At 72.1% G+C, this 14,378-nt stretch carries 17 protein-coding genes; 7 read left to right on the top strand and 10 right to left on the bottom strand.

The window, feature by feature from the left end; translation table 11 throughout:
* On the bottom strand, positions 1-473 hold a 473-nt coding region (locus ACYVKX_RS21020; RefSeq protein WP_460835642.1), incomplete at its 3' end, for a VOC family protein.
* Between the two features lie 187 nt (positions 474-660).
* Here ACYVKX_RS21020 and ACYVKX_RS21015 point away from each other — a divergent pair.
* Positions 661-1,587: an alpha/beta hydrolase gene (locus tag ACYVKX_RS21015; protein WP_460835641.1), complete on the top strand. Its 927-nt coding sequence runs from the start codon at positions 661-663 to the stop codon at positions 1,585-1,587.
* 33 nt (positions 1,588-1,620) lie between these two features.
* Complete coding sequence (locus ACYVKX_RS21010; RefSeq protein WP_460835640.1) at positions 1,621-1,746, top strand: GNAT family N-acetyltransferase; 126 nt, start codon at positions 1,621-1,623, stop codon at positions 1,744-1,746.
* Here ACYVKX_RS21010 and ACYVKX_RS21005 read toward each other — a convergent pair.
* From ACYVKX_RS21005 to ACYVKX_RS20975, 7 genes are read right to left on the bottom strand one after another with little or no spacing between them, the layout of a single operon-like run.
* Positions 1,727-2,788, bottom strand: a complete 1,062-nt coding sequence (locus ACYVKX_RS21005) for an MBL fold metallo-hydrolase (protein ID WP_460835639.1) — start codon at positions 2,786-2,788, stop codon at positions 1,727-1,729. The genes ACYVKX_RS21010 and ACYVKX_RS21005 overlap by 20 nt on opposite strands.
* 9 nt (positions 2,789-2,797) lie before the next feature.
* Positions 2,798-3,619, bottom strand: a complete 822-nt coding sequence (locus ACYVKX_RS21000; protein ID WP_460835638.1) for an SDR family oxidoreductase — start codon at positions 3,617-3,619, stop codon at positions 2,798-2,800.
* Positions 3,616-3,810 carry a hypothetical protein gene (locus ACYVKX_RS20995; RefSeq protein ID WP_460835637.1) on the bottom strand — a complete coding sequence of 65 codons (195 nt, stop codon included), beginning with the start codon at positions 3,808-3,810 and terminating at the stop codon, positions 3,616-3,618. The genes ACYVKX_RS21000 and ACYVKX_RS20995 overlap by 4 nt, the downstream gene beginning before the upstream one ends.
* A complete protein-coding gene (locus ACYVKX_RS20990; protein WP_460835636.1) occupies positions 3,807-4,661 on the bottom strand; it encodes an NAD(P)H-dependent amine dehydrogenase family protein in 855 nt (284 codons plus the stop codon). Before ACYVKX_RS20990 ends, ACYVKX_RS20995 begins: the two co-directional genes overlap by 4 nt.
* Before the next feature lie 21 nt (positions 4,662-4,682).
* Complete coding sequence (locus ACYVKX_RS20985) at positions 4,683-5,873, bottom strand: oxidoreductase (protein WP_460835635.1); 1,191 nt, start codon at positions 5,871-5,873, stop codon at positions 4,683-4,685.
* 7 nt (positions 5,874-5,880) lie between these two features.
* Positions 5,881-6,267 (bottom strand): hypothetical protein, encoded by a 387-nt coding sequence (locus ACYVKX_RS20980; protein WP_460835634.1) that lies wholly within the window; start codon positions 6,265-6,267, stop codon positions 5,881-5,883.
* On the bottom strand, positions 6,264-6,620 hold the full coding sequence (locus tag ACYVKX_RS20975) for a hypothetical protein (RefSeq protein ID WP_460835633.1): 357 nt from the start codon (positions 6,618-6,620) through the stop codon (positions 6,264-6,266). The genes ACYVKX_RS20980 and ACYVKX_RS20975 overlap by 4 nt, the downstream gene beginning before the upstream one ends.
* A gap of 16 nt (positions 6,621-6,636) precedes the next feature.
* On the opposite strand from ACYVKX_RS20975, the gene ACYVKX_RS20970 reads away from it, so the two are divergent.
* Complete coding sequence (locus ACYVKX_RS20970; protein WP_460835632.1) at positions 6,637-7,398, top strand: putative protein N(5)-glutamine methyltransferase; 762 nt, start codon at positions 6,637-6,639, stop codon at positions 7,396-7,398.
* Between the two features lie 79 nt (positions 7,399-7,477).
* Here the strand turns inward: ACYVKX_RS20970 and ACYVKX_RS20965 are convergent, their stop codons facing one another.
* Complete coding sequence (locus tag ACYVKX_RS20965) at positions 7,478-8,473, bottom strand: stage II sporulation protein M (protein ID WP_460835631.1); 996 nt, start codon at positions 8,471-8,473, stop codon at positions 7,478-7,480.
* Positions 8,474-8,498: 25 nt separating this feature from the next.
* Here ACYVKX_RS20965 and ACYVKX_RS20960 point away from each other — a divergent pair, with 25 nt between their 5' ends.
* From ACYVKX_RS20960 to ACYVKX_RS20945, 4 genes are all read left to right on the top strand, one after another.
* A complete protein-coding gene (locus ACYVKX_RS20960; protein WP_460835630.1) occupies positions 8,499-9,308 on the top strand; it encodes an RDD family protein in 810 nt (269 codons plus the stop codon).
* A gap of 305 nt (positions 9,309-9,613) precedes the next feature.
* Complete coding sequence (locus tag ACYVKX_RS20955) at positions 9,614-10,957, top strand: ABC transporter substrate-binding protein (RefSeq protein ID WP_460835629.1); 1,344 nt, start codon at positions 9,614-9,616, stop codon at positions 10,955-10,957.
* Between the two features lie 110 nt (positions 10,958-11,067).
* The gene (locus ACYVKX_RS20950) at positions 11,068-12,036 is read left to right on the top strand and encodes a carbohydrate ABC transporter permease (protein WP_460835628.1); all 969 of its coding nucleotides are present in this window, start codon (positions 11,068-11,070) and stop codon (positions 12,034-12,036) included.
* Positions 12,033-12,983, top strand: a complete 951-nt coding sequence (locus tag ACYVKX_RS20945) for a carbohydrate ABC transporter permease (protein ID WP_460835627.1) — start codon at positions 12,033-12,035, stop codon at positions 12,981-12,983. The genes ACYVKX_RS20950 and ACYVKX_RS20945 overlap by 4 nt, the downstream gene beginning before the upstream one ends.
* Here ACYVKX_RS20945 and ACYVKX_RS20940 read toward each other — a convergent pair.
* A complete protein-coding gene (locus tag ACYVKX_RS20940; protein ID WP_460835626.1) occupies positions 12,941-14,344 on the bottom strand; it encodes a GH1 family beta-glucosidase in 1,404 nt (467 codons plus the stop codon). The two genes, ACYVKX_RS20945 and ACYVKX_RS20940, sit on opposite strands and share 43 nt — an antisense overlap.
* Between the last annotated feature and the right edge of the window lie 34 nt (positions 14,345-14,378).

Genomic DNA, 14,378 nt, shown 5'->3' with positions numbered 1-14,378 from the left:
TCGGGCGACTGGATGGCGGTCTCCTCGCCCTCGTCCCACACCAGCGGCCAGTCCAGCGCCCGGCTCCAGAAGACCCCCAGGGCGTGGGTTCCGTCGCAGTTGACCGCCCCGATGCGGCCGGTGTCGGCGAGGAACCGACTTCCGGCCGGGATCACGCACAGTTCGTTGCCCTCCGGATCTGCGAGCACGACGTGGCCGTCGGAGGGATCCTGGCCGATGTCGACGTGCCGGCCACCGAGCCGAAGGACGGTCGCGACGTGGGCACGCTGATCGTCCGGCGAGCTGCTGGTGAGGTCGAGATGGATCCGCGCCTGCACCGTCTTGGGCCGGTCGGTGGCCACGAACCGAAGGGAGAATCCGGGTACGACGACCGTCTCTCCCTCTGCCGGAACGTCGAGCAACCCCGCCCAGAACCGAGCTTGCGCTCTGGGATCGAGGGCGAGGCAGCGGAGCGCGATGAGAGTGATCGCCATCCGGTCAGCCAACGTCATCGCCGGGGCCGAAGCAACCGAGCCGTCACGCGCCGAGTTCGCCGCACGGATCCGACGCGATCCGTGCGGCCGAGATTGACCACCCTGCCGACCCCGGCCACTGCGGGCGCCGCTGACGACGTTCACGTCGGCGCCCGTACCGGTTCTGTGACATGACTACCGTGTCCACATGCCCCACGGAGGACCGAGTCGCCGCCATCAGCTCCTCGCGTGGGCCGTCCCCCGCCTGCGGAGGAGCCGCGAGCTCGACAGCGTCGAGGCCGAGCGCGAGCGGATCGTCCGGTGGCACGCGCGGCTCGAGCCCGGCCTGCCGACCCGGCTGGTGCCGCGGTTCGACCGGCGCCTCTCGGTCGTCACCGAGGTCGTGACCGGGCCGGCCGGGGAGTTCCCGTCGTACGTCCTCACCCCGCGCCACACCGAGCCGCACCGTACGCTCCTCTACCTCCACGGCGGCGGGTACGTCGCCGGGATCGACCCGTTCCACGTCCGGTTCCTCGCGTGGCTGGCGTCGGCGCTCGGCGTCCGGGTGGTGCTGCCCGACTACCCGCTCGCGCCCGAGCACACCTGGCGCGACTCGCACGAGGCGCTGGCCGGCCTCGCGGCGCGCTGGGCCGAGGACTCCGGGGAACTGCTGCTCGCCGGCGACTCCGCGGGCGGCGGCTACGCGCTCGCACTGACGCTGACCCTGCGCGACCGCGGGGGCCCGCGGCCCGGCCGGATGGCGCTGCTCTCCCCCTGGGTCGACCTGACCGCGAGCGCGCCCGAGACCGAGGAGTTCTCCGCGCGCGACCCGTGGCTGCACCTCGGCAAGCTGCGGGCGTACGCCGAGTGGTGGGCCGGCACTCCCGGCGACCTCGGCCGCCCCGAGGTCTCGCCCGCGCTCGCCGACCTGGCCGGGCTGCCCCCGGCGCTGATGCTCTGCGGCACCCGCGACACCCTCGCCCCCGGCTGCCGCCTGCTCGCCCGCCGCGCGGGCGAGGCGCGCTGGGACCTCCGCTACGTCGAGGCGCCCGGCCTGATCCACGTCTACCCGCTGCTGCCGCTCGTCCCCGAGGCACACGAGGCGCGCGCCGCGATCAAGGAGTTCCTCCGGTGATCACGGTCGCCGCCGTGCCGTTGACGCGACGTGGTGCTGGAGGCTCGGTCCCCGCTGGCGTCCTGGTACGCGACGTTCGGATTCGAGGTCGCCGGCGCGGAGTTCCTCGAGGACGGGATCGCGCACCTGCCGATGCGGCTCAGCCGGCCGCGTAGCTGACGCCGTCCGCGCTGTCGGTCGCGGTCGCCCGGCCCTGCGCGACCAGCAGGTCGAGGTGCGCCTTGGTCTCCATCGACGCCATGCCCTGCGCGAACTCGTCGAGGTCCCCGTAGGCGTGGTCGTGGCGGGTCCAGGGCAGCTCGTGGGCGACCTGGTGGGCGGTGCGCGGGCCGCTCGTCAGCGCGGCCAGGCTGAGGTCGAGCCGATGCTCGTGGTGGACGAGCAGCTCGTCGACACGGGCGTGCGAGGACGGCGCGACCGGGCCGTGCGCGGGCAGGACGGTCAGGTCCGGGAGCGAGCGGACCTTGGTCAGGGAGGCCATGAAGTCGCCGAGCGGGTCGGCCACCGACGGCACGGTAAAGCCGATCGACGGGGTGATCGTCGGCAGCACGTGGTCGCCGGCGAACAGCAGTCCGGCGTCTCGCTCGGCGAAGACGAAGTGGCCCGGCGTGTGGCCCGGGGTGTGCACCGCGTCGAGGGTCCGCGCGCCGACGGCGACCTGCTGGTCGCCGGACAGCCAGGTGTCGGGGTACTGCCACCACGTCGGGTCCGGCAGCTCGCGGTCGTCGCCCACGGCCCAGATGTCGGCGATCTCGTGCGCCCCGGCGGTGCGCAGGACGTCGAGGAACGGGTTGCCGTCCAGGTCGAACCTGCCGTTGAGCAGGTCGAGGCCGGGCTTCTCGCCGAGGCCGAGCGACACGTCCGCGCCGTGCTCGTGCCCGAGGACGGTCGCGAGCGTGTAGTGGTCGCGGTGGATGTGCGTGACGAGGAACCGCCGGATGTCGCCGAAGCCGTAGCCGACCTCGCGCAGGCAGCGCTCCAGCAGGTCGCGGGCGACCTGGATCGACCAGCCGCCGTCGATCAGTACGAGGCCGTCGCCGGCCTCGATCGCGTAGACGTTGACGGCCTTGAGGCCGTCCATCGGCAGCGGCAGCGGGATCCGGTGGATCCCCTCGGCCACCCGCCAGGCGCCCTCCTTGCTCCAGTGCTCTCCGGAGTCGGGCGAGACGGCGTACGCCGTGGGGGTGGTTGACGAGGTCACCTAGTCAGCCTAGATGGCCACGTCGGGGAACCCGAGGTCGAGGGTGGGCTGCTGGATGCCGCCGTCGATCTCGAGCAGCTTGCCGGTGACGTACTGACCGGCCCGCGAGGACAGGTAGACGACCCCGGCCGCGATGTCCTCGGGCTCGCCGACCCGCCGCAGCGGGGTCTTCGACTCGAGCTGGCCCATCAGCTCGGGCTGCCCGGCGACGTACTCCAGCGCGCTGGTCATGATCGAGCCGACGTAGATGCCGTTGACTCGGATCCGCGGCGCGAGGTCCTGCGCGGCCATCCTCGTCCAGTGCGCGAGCGCGGCCTTGGCGGTGCCGTAGGCGATGAAGCCGCGGTCCGCCGTACGCCCCATCATCGAGCTGATCGTGACGACGCTCTTCTGCGGCCGGTCCCGGTGGTCGAGCTCGTCGAGACCCGCCAGCAGCAGCGGCACGGCCGCGCGGGTGAGCGCGTGGGCGGTGGTCACGTTGAAGCTGAACGCCTCGTTGAGGAACTCGTTGCTGGTGTCGAGGAAGGCGTTGGGGAACGTGCCGCCGACGTTGTTCACGACCGTGTCGAGGCGGCCGAACTCGTCGTACGCCGCCTGCGCGAGCCCGGCGACCGCGTCGAGGTCGCTGAGGTCAGCCGGTACGACGACGCAGCGGCGCCCCGTCGCGCGGACCTGCTCGGCGACCCGGTCGAGCTGCCGCTCGGTGCGCGCCGAGATCAGCACGTCGGCGCCGGCCTCGGCCAGCGCGACGGCGGTGGCGGCACCGAGACCGCGGCCGGCGCCGGTGACGATCGCGACCTGGCCGGCGACGGAGAACCGCTCGAGGATCATGCGGACACCAGGCCCCTGCCGGTGACCAGCGGCAGGTCGAGCGCGGTGACCAGCCCGCCCTCCGCGTCGACGACCGCCGGGACGGCGTTCACGAGGCGCTGGGCGGTGACGATCATCCCGGAGACGTTGTGGTCGCCGTGCTCGCCGTGGTGCACGAGGTCGCACTGCAGGCTCGGCTCGCCCGTGATCACGACGCGGTAGCAGCCGTCGCCCTCGTGCGGGTGACGTGCTCCAGCACCACGCGGGGTACGCCGCCGACCTTGCCGATCAGCTGGAACCGCACCGCGCCCATGGTCCCGGCCTTGACGTCGCCGGACACGCTCGCGGTGTCGCGCTCGGCCGGCCGCCGGTCGACCTCCTCGGTGAGCGGCTCGTCGAGGACGACGCCGAGCCCGGCCGCGATCTGCCGGACCACGCTGCCCCACGCCATGCTCAAGATGCCGGGCGCGAACAGGAAGCCCGGCTCGTCCATCGGCCTGCCGAAGCCGAACAGGTCGTTCATCACGACCGGCTGGTAGTAGGTGGAGTAGTCGCAGATCTCCATCACCCGCACCTCGTCGATGCGCTGGGAGAGGCTGGTCAGCACCAGCGGCAGGACGTCGTTCGCGAAGCCCGGGTCGATGCCGTTGACGTGCAGGCTCGCGCCCGTCCGCTCGCCGGCCCTCGCGATCCGCTCCATCAGCTCCGGCGGCAGGACCCGCTCCGGCCACTGCAGCAGCACCGGCCCGCTGGAGACGACGTTCACGCCGGCCTCGAGGAACTCGATCAGGTCCTGGACCGACTCGAACACCCGGTCGTCGGTCATCGCGGCGTGCACGATGCAGTCCGGCTGCAGGTCCAGCAGCGCCTGCCTGTCCGTGGTCGCGAGGACCCCGAGCTCGCGACCCAGCCCGGCCAGCTCGCCGGCATCCCTGCCGTCCTTCGCGGGGTTGGACACCCACACCCCGACCAGCTCCAGCGCGGGGTGGGCGTCGATGCCCTTGATCGCGTGCCGGCCGACCGTCCCGGTCGACCACACGACGACCCGCAGTGACTCGCTCATGTCGGCAATCTAGAACATGTTCTAGCGAAGTGGGAAGTGCGGGGACCCCGGCGCGATGACCGGGCACCGCGTGCCGGAGTAGATGGTCGGCATGCAGCGGTTGCAGTGGATGCAGACGCCAGAGTCGGCCGCGCCGGACGACAGCCGAGCAACCAGGTCGGGCTCGCGCAGCAGCGCCCGGCCCATCGCGACGAAGTCGAACCCGTCGGCCATCGCCTGCTCCATGGTCGCGCGGGTGTTGATGCCGCCCAGCAGCATCAGCGTCATCGACACCGCCGACCGGAAGCGCAGGGCCTTCGCGCGGAAGTACGCCTCCTCGAACGGGTAGGACTTGAGGAAGCGGCGGCCCATCGGCGTCCTCATGCCCAGGCGGACGGCGAGCGGCATGGTCGCCGCGAACTCCGCGACCGGCGCCTCGCCCCGGAAGAGGTACATCGGGTTCATCAGCGACGAGCCGCCGCTGAGCTGCAGCGCGTCCAGGCACCCGTCGGCATCGAGCAGGGCGGCGTACTCCACGCCCTCGTCGGTCCTCACGCCGCCCTTGAAGCCGTCGGAGACCGAGATCTTCGCGGTGACCGCGACCTCGGAGCCGACCTCGTCGCGTACGGCGCGCGCCACCTGCCGTCCGAGACGGGCCCGGCGCTCCAGCGAGCCGCCCCAGCCGTCGCGCCGGCGGTTCAGCCCGGGCGCCAGGAAGGAGGAGATCAGGTAGCTGTGCGCCATGTGCAGCTCGAGGACGTCGAAGCCGGCCCGCACCAGCAGCCGCGCGGCCGACACGTAGGCGCGCGTGACCCGGGTCAGGTCCGCCTCGGACGCCGACCGGACCATCTGCATCGACAGCGGCGACGGCATCCGCGAGGCGCTGATCGCCCTGACCCCGTTGGAGCGGCCGTTCGCGACCGGGCCGGCGTGCCCGACCTGGCCGGCGATTGCGGCGCCGGTCTCGTGGATCGCGTCGGTGAGCCGCCGCAGCCCCGCCAGCGAGTGCTCCCCGACCACGATCTGCTCGCGGTGGGTGCGACCCTCCGGGGCGATCGAGAGGTAGGCGACCGTGGTCAGCCCGACGCCGCCGCGGCCGACCACCGCGTGGTACTCGATCAGCTCGTCGGTGACCTGCCCGTCGGGCGTCCGGCCCTCGAAGGTGGCGGCCTTGACGGTGCGGTTGCGCAGCCGGACCGGGCCGAGCTGAGCCGGGGCGAAGACGTCGGGCACGCCGAAATTAGAACACGTTCTTCTGGCGCCGCAGCCACAGCAGCCCGGCGACCGGCAGCGCCAGCGGCACGAATCCGTAGCCGATGCCGTAGCGCGACCACACCGACGCGTCCGGGAACCAGCCCGCCTCCACCAGCGAGAGCGTCCCGACGGTCAGCACGCCGGCGAGCTCGACCCACAGCAGCACGCCCGCGAGCCCGGTGCGCCCGGCCGACGCCTGCCGGATCGCCCACCACCCGAGCGCGTACGTGAGCGCGGCCCCGAACGAGAGCCAGTAGGCCAGCGGCGCCTCGTCGTACCGCGTGATCAGCTGCACCAGCGAGCGCGCGCCCGCCGCGAGCGCGAAGAGCGCGTAGACCGCGAGCAGCACCTGGTGCGGTCCGGAGCGGCTCACCCCGTCATCTCCAGGCGGACGACGATGACGCCGACCGCGACGGCGGCGACCGCCACGACGCCCGACGACCAGGCCGCGCGGTCGTCCGCGACCGACCTCATCGCGATCGGCAGCACGCACACCGAGGCGATCAGGTAGCCGACGTAGGTCGACGTCGAGTCCGGCCCGTCGCCGGAGAACGCCGACAGCCCGGCAAGCGCGCGGACGACGAGCAGCACCTCGAGCATCCATGCCATCTGGTCGAGCCAGCCCGCCCGCTCGCGCCCGCGGAGCGCGGTCATGAGCGCGAGGACGACGACGAGGACGGCGTACCCGACCACGATCCAGGTGATCTGGGTGGCGACGCTCGGCATGGGAGCATCATCGGCCATGGACGCACCGCCCTCGGCAGCAGCCCTCGCGGCCACCCTCCGCGCGGCGGGGTGCGTGTTCGCCGAGGAGGAGGCCGCGCTGCTGCTCGCCGAGGCGCCGGACGGGCCCGCGCTCGCCGCGATGGTCGCGCGCCGGGTGGCCGGCGAGCCGCTGGAGCAGGTCGTGGGCTTCGCGGAGTTCTGCGGGCTCCGGATCGTCGTCGCGCCCGGGGTGTTCGTGCCGCGGCAGCGCTCGACGGCATTGGTACGGCGGGCAGCGGCCGGGCTGCGACGCGGCGACGTCGTGGTCGACCTGTGCTGCGGCAGCGGCGCGATCGGGGCGGCCCTGCTGGCCGCCGTCCCCGGCCTCGAGGTGCACGCCGCCGACGTCGACCCGGCGGCGGTCGCGTGCGCCCGGCGCAACCTGCCGCCCGACCGGGTGTACGAGGGCGACCTCTACACCGCCCTCCCCCGCGACCTCCGTGGCCGGGTCGCGGTGGTGGTCGCGAACGCGCCGTACGTCCCCAACGGCGCAATTGCGACGATGCCGCCCGAGGCCCGCGACCACGAGCACCGCGTCGCGCTCGACGGGGGACCCGATGGGCTCGACGTCCAGCGCCGGGTGATCGCCGGGGCACCGGACTGGCTGGCCCCGGGCGGTCGCGTGCTCGTCGAGTCGAGCGAGCGCCAGGCCGCGGCGAGCGCGGCGCTGATGGAGGCCGCCGGACTGACCGCCGAGGTCGACGGCCAGGTCGTCGTCGGAACCACAGTCCGGCGGTGAGCAGCGTCCGGTCCGCCGGCGCCGGGACGTCATACGGACGGAGCAACCGCTTGCACCATCCGTATGACGTCCTGCCGCATCACGCCTGCGTCGCGACCCGGTCCTCCAGCAGCGCGGCGTCGACGTCGCCGGTCTGGCCCCGGTGGAACGCCTGCCGGCCGAGCACGAAGACGTAGGCGAGGAAGACGGCCTCGGCCAGGAGCCCGATGCCGACGCGCGCCCAGGTCGGCAGCGGCGAGGGTGTCACGAACGCCTCGATCAGGCCGGTCACGAGCAGCACCGCGACCAGGCCGAGCGCGACCGTGCCGACGGTGCGGCCCTCCCGGGCGAGCGACTGCGCGCGGGTCAGCCCGCCGGGCTCGACCCACGACCAGAACAGCCGCAGGCCGACACCGCCCGCGATGAACACCGCCGTCAGCTCCAGCGTGCCGTGCGGGAGGATCAGCCCCCAGAACTCCGCGCCGTGGCCGTTGCGCGTCATGATCGAGCCCAGGATCGCGATGTTCGCGAGGTTCGAGAACAGCAGGTAGATGACCGGCAGCCCGAGGATCCCCAGCGCCAGGCAGAGCGCGGTCACCCAGGCGTTGTTGACCCAGACCTGCGCGGCGAACTCGCCGGCGGCGTACTCGCTGTAGTAGTCCGCGAAGTCGTGCTCGACGAGCTGGTCGACCTCCTCCGGAGACAGCAGGCTCTGCTCGACGAGCGGGTTCTGCAGCAGCCAGATCATCATCACCGCGGTGACGACGACGCAGGCCAGCATGGTGGCCAGCCACCAGTACCGGAGCCGGTAGAGCGCCGCCGGGAACCGCTCGGCGAAGAACCGCGCCACCCCGTGCCAGGTGCCGGTGCGCGTGCCGGCCGCCTTGGTGCGGGCCCGGGAGAGCAGCGAGGAGAGGTGCGCGACCAGCGACGGGTCCGGCGCCGAGGTGCGTACGACGGACAGGTGGGTCGCCACCCGCTGGTACCGCTCGACGAGCTCGTCGGCCTCCGCGCCGCTCAGCCGCCGGGTCCTCGTCAGGGCCTCGAGGCGCTGCCACTCGGCAGCGTGCGCCGCGACGTACGCGTCCAGGTCCATGGGTCGACCCTAGACTGACCGCACCATGGCGGCCCCCGAGTTCGCGACGCTCACCACCGACGACCTCGTCACCGGCGAGGCGGTCGCGCTCGACCTGCCGCCGGCCGGCCTCGGGTCGCGGATCGCGTCCGGGCTGCTCGACCTCGTCATCACCTTCGCGCTCTGGATCGCGCTGGTGATGGGGCTGGTGATCGCCGCACTACGGACCAGCGAGGCGCTGATCGAGGTCGCGATGCTGGGGTCGATCATCGTGTCCTTCCTGGTGTTCCCGACCGCGCTGGAGACGCTGACCCGCGGCCGCACGATCGGCAAGCTCGCCTTCGGCCTGCGCACGGTCCGCGACGACGCCGGCCCGATCTCCTTCCAGCACGCGTTCGTGCGCGCGCTCATCGGCGTCGTCGAGGTCTACGTGTTCTTCGGCGGCCCGGCGTTCTTCTCGGCGCTGCTGAGCTCGCGCGGCAAGCGGCTCGGCGACTACGCCGCCGGCACCTACGTCGTCCGCGAGCGGGTCAAGCTCCAGCTCGCCCCGCCGGCCGCGATGCCACCGCACCTGGCCGCCTGGGCGCACTCCGCCGACCTCGCCTCGCTGCCGACCGGGCTCGCGCTCGCCGTCCGCCAGTTCCTCGGCCGGCTGCCCACGATCGACCCGGCCTCCCGCGCCACGATCGGCACGCGGCTCGCCACCGCCGTCAGCGAGTACGTCGCCCCGCCGCCTCCCCCGGGCACCCCACCGGAGGCGTTCCTCGCCGCCGTGGTCGCCGCTCGGCGCGAGCGGGACGCCGCCCGGCTCGCCCGCGAGGCCGAGCTCCGCAGCCGGCTCACCGCCCGGCGCTGACGAGCCAGGAGCGCACGCCCTCCGGCGATCCGGTCGGGCTGGTCGGTCCAGACCGATGGCCGATTTCGTCGGATGAGCGAACCGGGGTGGACACGCCCGCGCCACTGTGGGAGCGTTCCCATAATCATGTGACGTGCGTTGCGGAAACGTTACGGCCCCGTATTGACGGGCTCTCGACGTCACCGTTTGCATCGTCTGGACGGAGAGCGGGCTCCGGGGACGCGGGACCTGCTGACAAGGCAGAAGGGAATGCACGAATGCGATCACGGAACACCCGGCGAGGGACGGCGGTCGCTGCCGCTCTCGTGAGCACGGGGCTCGTCCTCGCCGGCTGCGGCGGTGACGACGGCGGCGGCGGCGGCAGCAGCGGAGCCAGTGGCACCTGGCCGGGCGAGGGCAAGGCCGAGTGCGCGGGGCTCGAGCAGCTCGCGGACTTCGGCAACCTCACCGGCAAGTCCGTCTCCATCTACACCTCGATCCTGCCCCCCGAGCAGCAGGCCCAGGAGGACTCCTACAAGCTCTTCACCACCTGCACGGGCGCCAAGCCCACCTACGAGGGCTCCGACCAGTTCGAGACCCAGCTCGTCGTCCGGGTGAAGGCGGGCAACGCCCCCGACATCGCCTACATCCCCCAGCCCGGTCTCCTGAAGACGGTGGTCTCCTCGGGCGCGGTCGTCGAGGCACCGCAGCAGGTCTCCGACAACGCCGACAAGTTCTTCGGCGAGGACTGGAAGTCCTACGGCACCGTCGACGGCACGTTCTACGCGGCGCCGCTCGGCGCGAGCGTGAAGTCCTTCGTGTGGTACTCCCCGCAGATGTTCAAGGAGAACGGCTGGGAGATCCCGCAGACCTGGGACGACATGCTGGCACTCAGCGACCAGATCGCCGCCACCGGCATCAAGCCCTGGTGCGCGGGCATCGAGTCCGGCGAGGCCACCGGCTGGCCGGCCACCGACTGGCTCGAGGACGCCGTCCTGCGCGACGCGGGCCCCGACGTCTACGACCAGTGGGTCGCCAACGAGGTCCCGTTCAACGACCCGGCCATCGTCGCGTCCCTGGACCGGGTCGGCGGCATCCTCAAGAACGACAAGTACGTCAACGGCGGCTTCGGCGACGTGAACTCGATCGCGACCACCGCGTTCCAGGAGGCGGGCCTGCCGATCCTGCAGGGCAAGTGCGGCCTCCACCGGATGGCCTCCTTCTACGCCGCCCAGTGGCCCGAGGGCACCAAGGTCACCGAGGACGGCGACGTCTTCGCCTTCTACCTGCCCACCACCAACGAGGACAACGGCAAGCCCGTCCTGGGCGGCGGCGAGTTCGTGACCGCCTTCGACGACCGCCCCGAGGTCCAGGCGTTCCAGACGTACCTGTCCACCGACGTCTGGGCGAACGAGAAGGCCAAGGCCACGCCCGGCGGCGGCTGGGTCAGCGCCAACACCGGGCTCGACCCGGCCAACCTGGCGAGCCCGATCGACAAGCTGTCCGCGGAGACCCTCCAGGATCCGGAGGCGGTCTTCCGCTTCGACGGCTCGGACCAGATGCCCAGCGCCGTCGGCGCCGGCACCTTCTGGAAGGAGATGGTCGCCTGGATCACCGGGCAGAGCACCGAGGACTCGCTCACCAACGTCGAGAACTCGTGGCCCAGCTGACCAGCCGGACCAAGGTGGGGCGGGGCCGTCGTCGGCCCCGCCCCGCCGCCGCGGCCGGGCGGGCGTCGGGGCCCGCCCGCTCCCACTGACCCCTCGAGACGGGTAGGTCGATGAGCACCTCCGAGAAGTTCGTCCAGATGGTCATCGCGATCGCGCTCTTCTACGCCGTGATGGCCCTCATCCTGCTGCTGACCCAGCGGCTCCGGTCCCGAGCCGGCGAGCGCGTCCAGGCGGCGGCCTTCCTCGGACCGTCGCTCCTGCTGATCGGCGTCGGTCTGCTCTATCCGGCCGGCATGACGATCTGGCAGTCGCTGTACGGCGCCGCGATCTTCAACCCGCCGTTCGTCGGGCTCGACAACTACCGGGAGCTGTTCACGAACAGGCAGCTCCTGGTCGTGGTCCGCAACACGCTGCTGTGGGTGATCCTCACCCCGATCGTGTCCACCGCGATCGGGCTCGCGTACGCCGTGCTCATCGACCGCTCCCGATTCGAGAAGCTCGGCAAGGCACTGCTCTTCATGCCGATGGCGATTTCGATGGTCGGCGCCTCGATCATCTGGAAGTTCGTCTACGCCTACAAGTCCGGCGAGGAGGAGCAGATCGGTCTCCTCAACCAGGTCCTCCTGTGGCTCCGCCTCGACACGATCAACTTCCTGCTCGAGGACCCGTGGAACACGCTCTTCCTCATCGTGATCCTGATCTGGATCCAGGCCGGCTTCGCGATGACGATCCTCTCCGCGTCCATCAAGGCGATCCCCGACGACATCGTCGAGGCCGCCCGCCTCGACGGGGTCGGCGGCTGGCGGCTCTTCCGCTACATCACCGTGCCGAGCATCCGGCCCTCGCTGATCGTCGTGCTGACCACGATCACGATCGCGACGCTCAAGGTGTTCGACATCGTCCAGGCGAGCACTGGAGGCAACTTCAACACCAGCGTGCTGGCCTACGAGTTCTACCGGCAGAACTTCGTCTCCGGCAACCAGGGCCTGGCCACCGCGATCGCCGTGGTCATCTTCGTCCTGATCCTCCCGATCGTGATCTACAACGTCCGTCAGATGCGCAGGCTGGAGGCACGATGACCGAGACCCGGACCGACGCCCGCGCGGCCGCACGGCCGGAGGCGGCGCCGTCTCGGACCGCGGCGAGCGCCGCCCGGGACGGCCTCACGGGCCGCGTCGCCTCGGCGGTCGCGCTCCTGATCGCGGTGCTGTGGACCGCGCCGACCTTCGGCCTGCTGGTCTCGTCGTTCCGCCCGGAGGACGACGTGAAGTCGAACGGCTGGTGGAACGTCTTCACCGACCCGTCGTTCACCCTCGACAACTACCGCGCCGTGCTCAGCGGCGGCTCGAGCACCGAGAGCCTGACCGCCAACGTGGTGAACTCCATCGTCATCACGATCCCGGCCGTGCTCATCCCGATCAGCCTCGCGACGCTGGCGGCCTACGCCTTCGCCTGGATGCGGTTCAAGGGCCGCGACCTCCTGTTCGTCGCGGTCTTCGCGCTCCAGATCGTGCCGATCCAGGTGACGCTGGTCCCGCTGCTCCAGCTCTACGTCGACCCGCCCTTCAACCTGACCCCCCTGGCCGGGCGGGACGCACCCGCAGGCGGCCTGTACGAGCTCTGGCTCTCGCACACGATCTTCGCCCTGCCCCTGGCGATCTACCTCCTGCACAACTTCATGCGGGAGGTCCCCGGTGAGCTGATCGAGTCCGCGCGCGTGGACGGCGCCGGGCACGTGCAGATCTTCACCCGGATCATGCTGCCGCTGATGATGCCGGCGATCGCCGCGTTCGGCATCTTCCAGTTCCTCTGGGTCTGGAACGACCTGCTCGTCGCCCTGGTCTTCAGCTCGCCGGAGGTCTCGCCGCTGACGGTCAAGCTGGTCAGCCTGGTCGGCGAGCGCGGCCAGGACTGGCAGCTGCTCGCCTCGGGCGCGTTCGTGTCGCTGGCGATCCCGCTCGTGGTCTTCCTGGCCCTCCAGCGCTACTTCGTGCGCGGGCTGCTCGCCGGCAGCGTGAAGGGCTGACCGCCTCGATCCGTGGGACCGGACCCGGACGCGATGTGCTCCGCCAGCCAGCGGTAGGACGCCTTGGGCGTCCGGGTCTGGTCCTGCGGGTCGACGTGCACGATGCCGAAGGTCTTCGTGTAGCCCTCGGCCCACTCGAAGTTGTCGAGGAGCGTCCAGACGATGTACGCCCGGACGTCCGCGCCGGCGGCGCGCGCCCGCTCGGTGGCGGCGATGTGGTCGCGGAGGTAGCCGATCCGGCCCGGATCCTCGAGCGAGGCGTCAGGATAGGCGGCGCCGTTCTCGGTGACCATGACCGGAAGGCCGGTGCGCTTGTGGGTGTCGACGAGCAGCTCCTCGAGCCCGGTCGCATCGACCTCCCAGCCGATGTCGGTGCGCGGCTCGCGGACCACGAAGGAGACCGGCGTGACGCCCGGGTAAGCCCCCGCCTCGGGGTGCCGCTCCAGCGTCGGGTCGGCGAGGGTCGGCCGGAACGGCGTGTAGTAGTTGACCCCGATCCAGTCGGCGGAGCCGCGGACCAGCGCCAGGTCGCCGTCGCGCACCAGGCCCTCGTCGGCGAGCTCCGGAGCGACGCGGAGCAGCCCCTCGTCGTACGCCCCGTCGACGAGCGGTCCGAGCCAGACCCGGTTGCGGACGGCGTCGAGCTCGTCGGCGGCCCGGGCCGCCTCGGGGCTCTCGGGCCAGTACGGCGCGAGGTTGTGCACGATGCCGAGGTCGGTCACGCCGGCCTCGTGGAGGCGGGCCGCGGCCAGGCCGTGGCCGAGGTTGAGATGGTGGGCGGCCCGGTGGCCCGCGCCGCCCTCCCGGCGGCCGGGGGCGTGCACGCCGGCGGAGTAGCCGAGGTAGGCCGCGCACCACGGCTCGTTGTGGGTCGCCCAGACCTGCACCCGGTCGCCGAGGCGGTCGTGGACGACCATCGCGTAGTCGGCGAAGGCCTGCGCGGTGTCGCGGTTCAGCCAGCCGTCGCGGTCCTCGAGCGCCTGCGGGAGGTCCCAGTGGTAGAGCGTCGCGGTCGGCCGCACGCCGCGGACGAGAGCCGCGTCCACGAGCCGGTCGTAGTAGTCCAGGCCGCGGGTCTCGACCGCGCCGGTGCCCGCGGGGACGATCCGCGGCCAGGCCACCGAGAAGCGGTACCAGCCGGCGCCGACCCCCGCGACCAGGTCGAGGTCCTCGGCGTACCGGTGGTAGGAGTCGCAGGCGACCGAGCCGTCCGAGCCGTCGCGCGTGGCGCCCGGGGTGGTCGCGAAGGTGTCCCAGATGGAGACGCCGCGGCCGTCCTCCGAGGTCGCCCCCTCGATCTGGTACGCCGCCGTCGCGACGCCGTAGGAGAGCGTGGAGCCGTCCGGCAGGTGCTGGGCCATGCGCGCCACCCTAGTGCGTTTCGCGCCGAATTGG

The sequence above is a fragment of the Nocardioides hungaricus genome (assembly GCF_054782915.1).
This window is presented reverse-complemented; position numbering and strand designations above follow the sequence as displayed.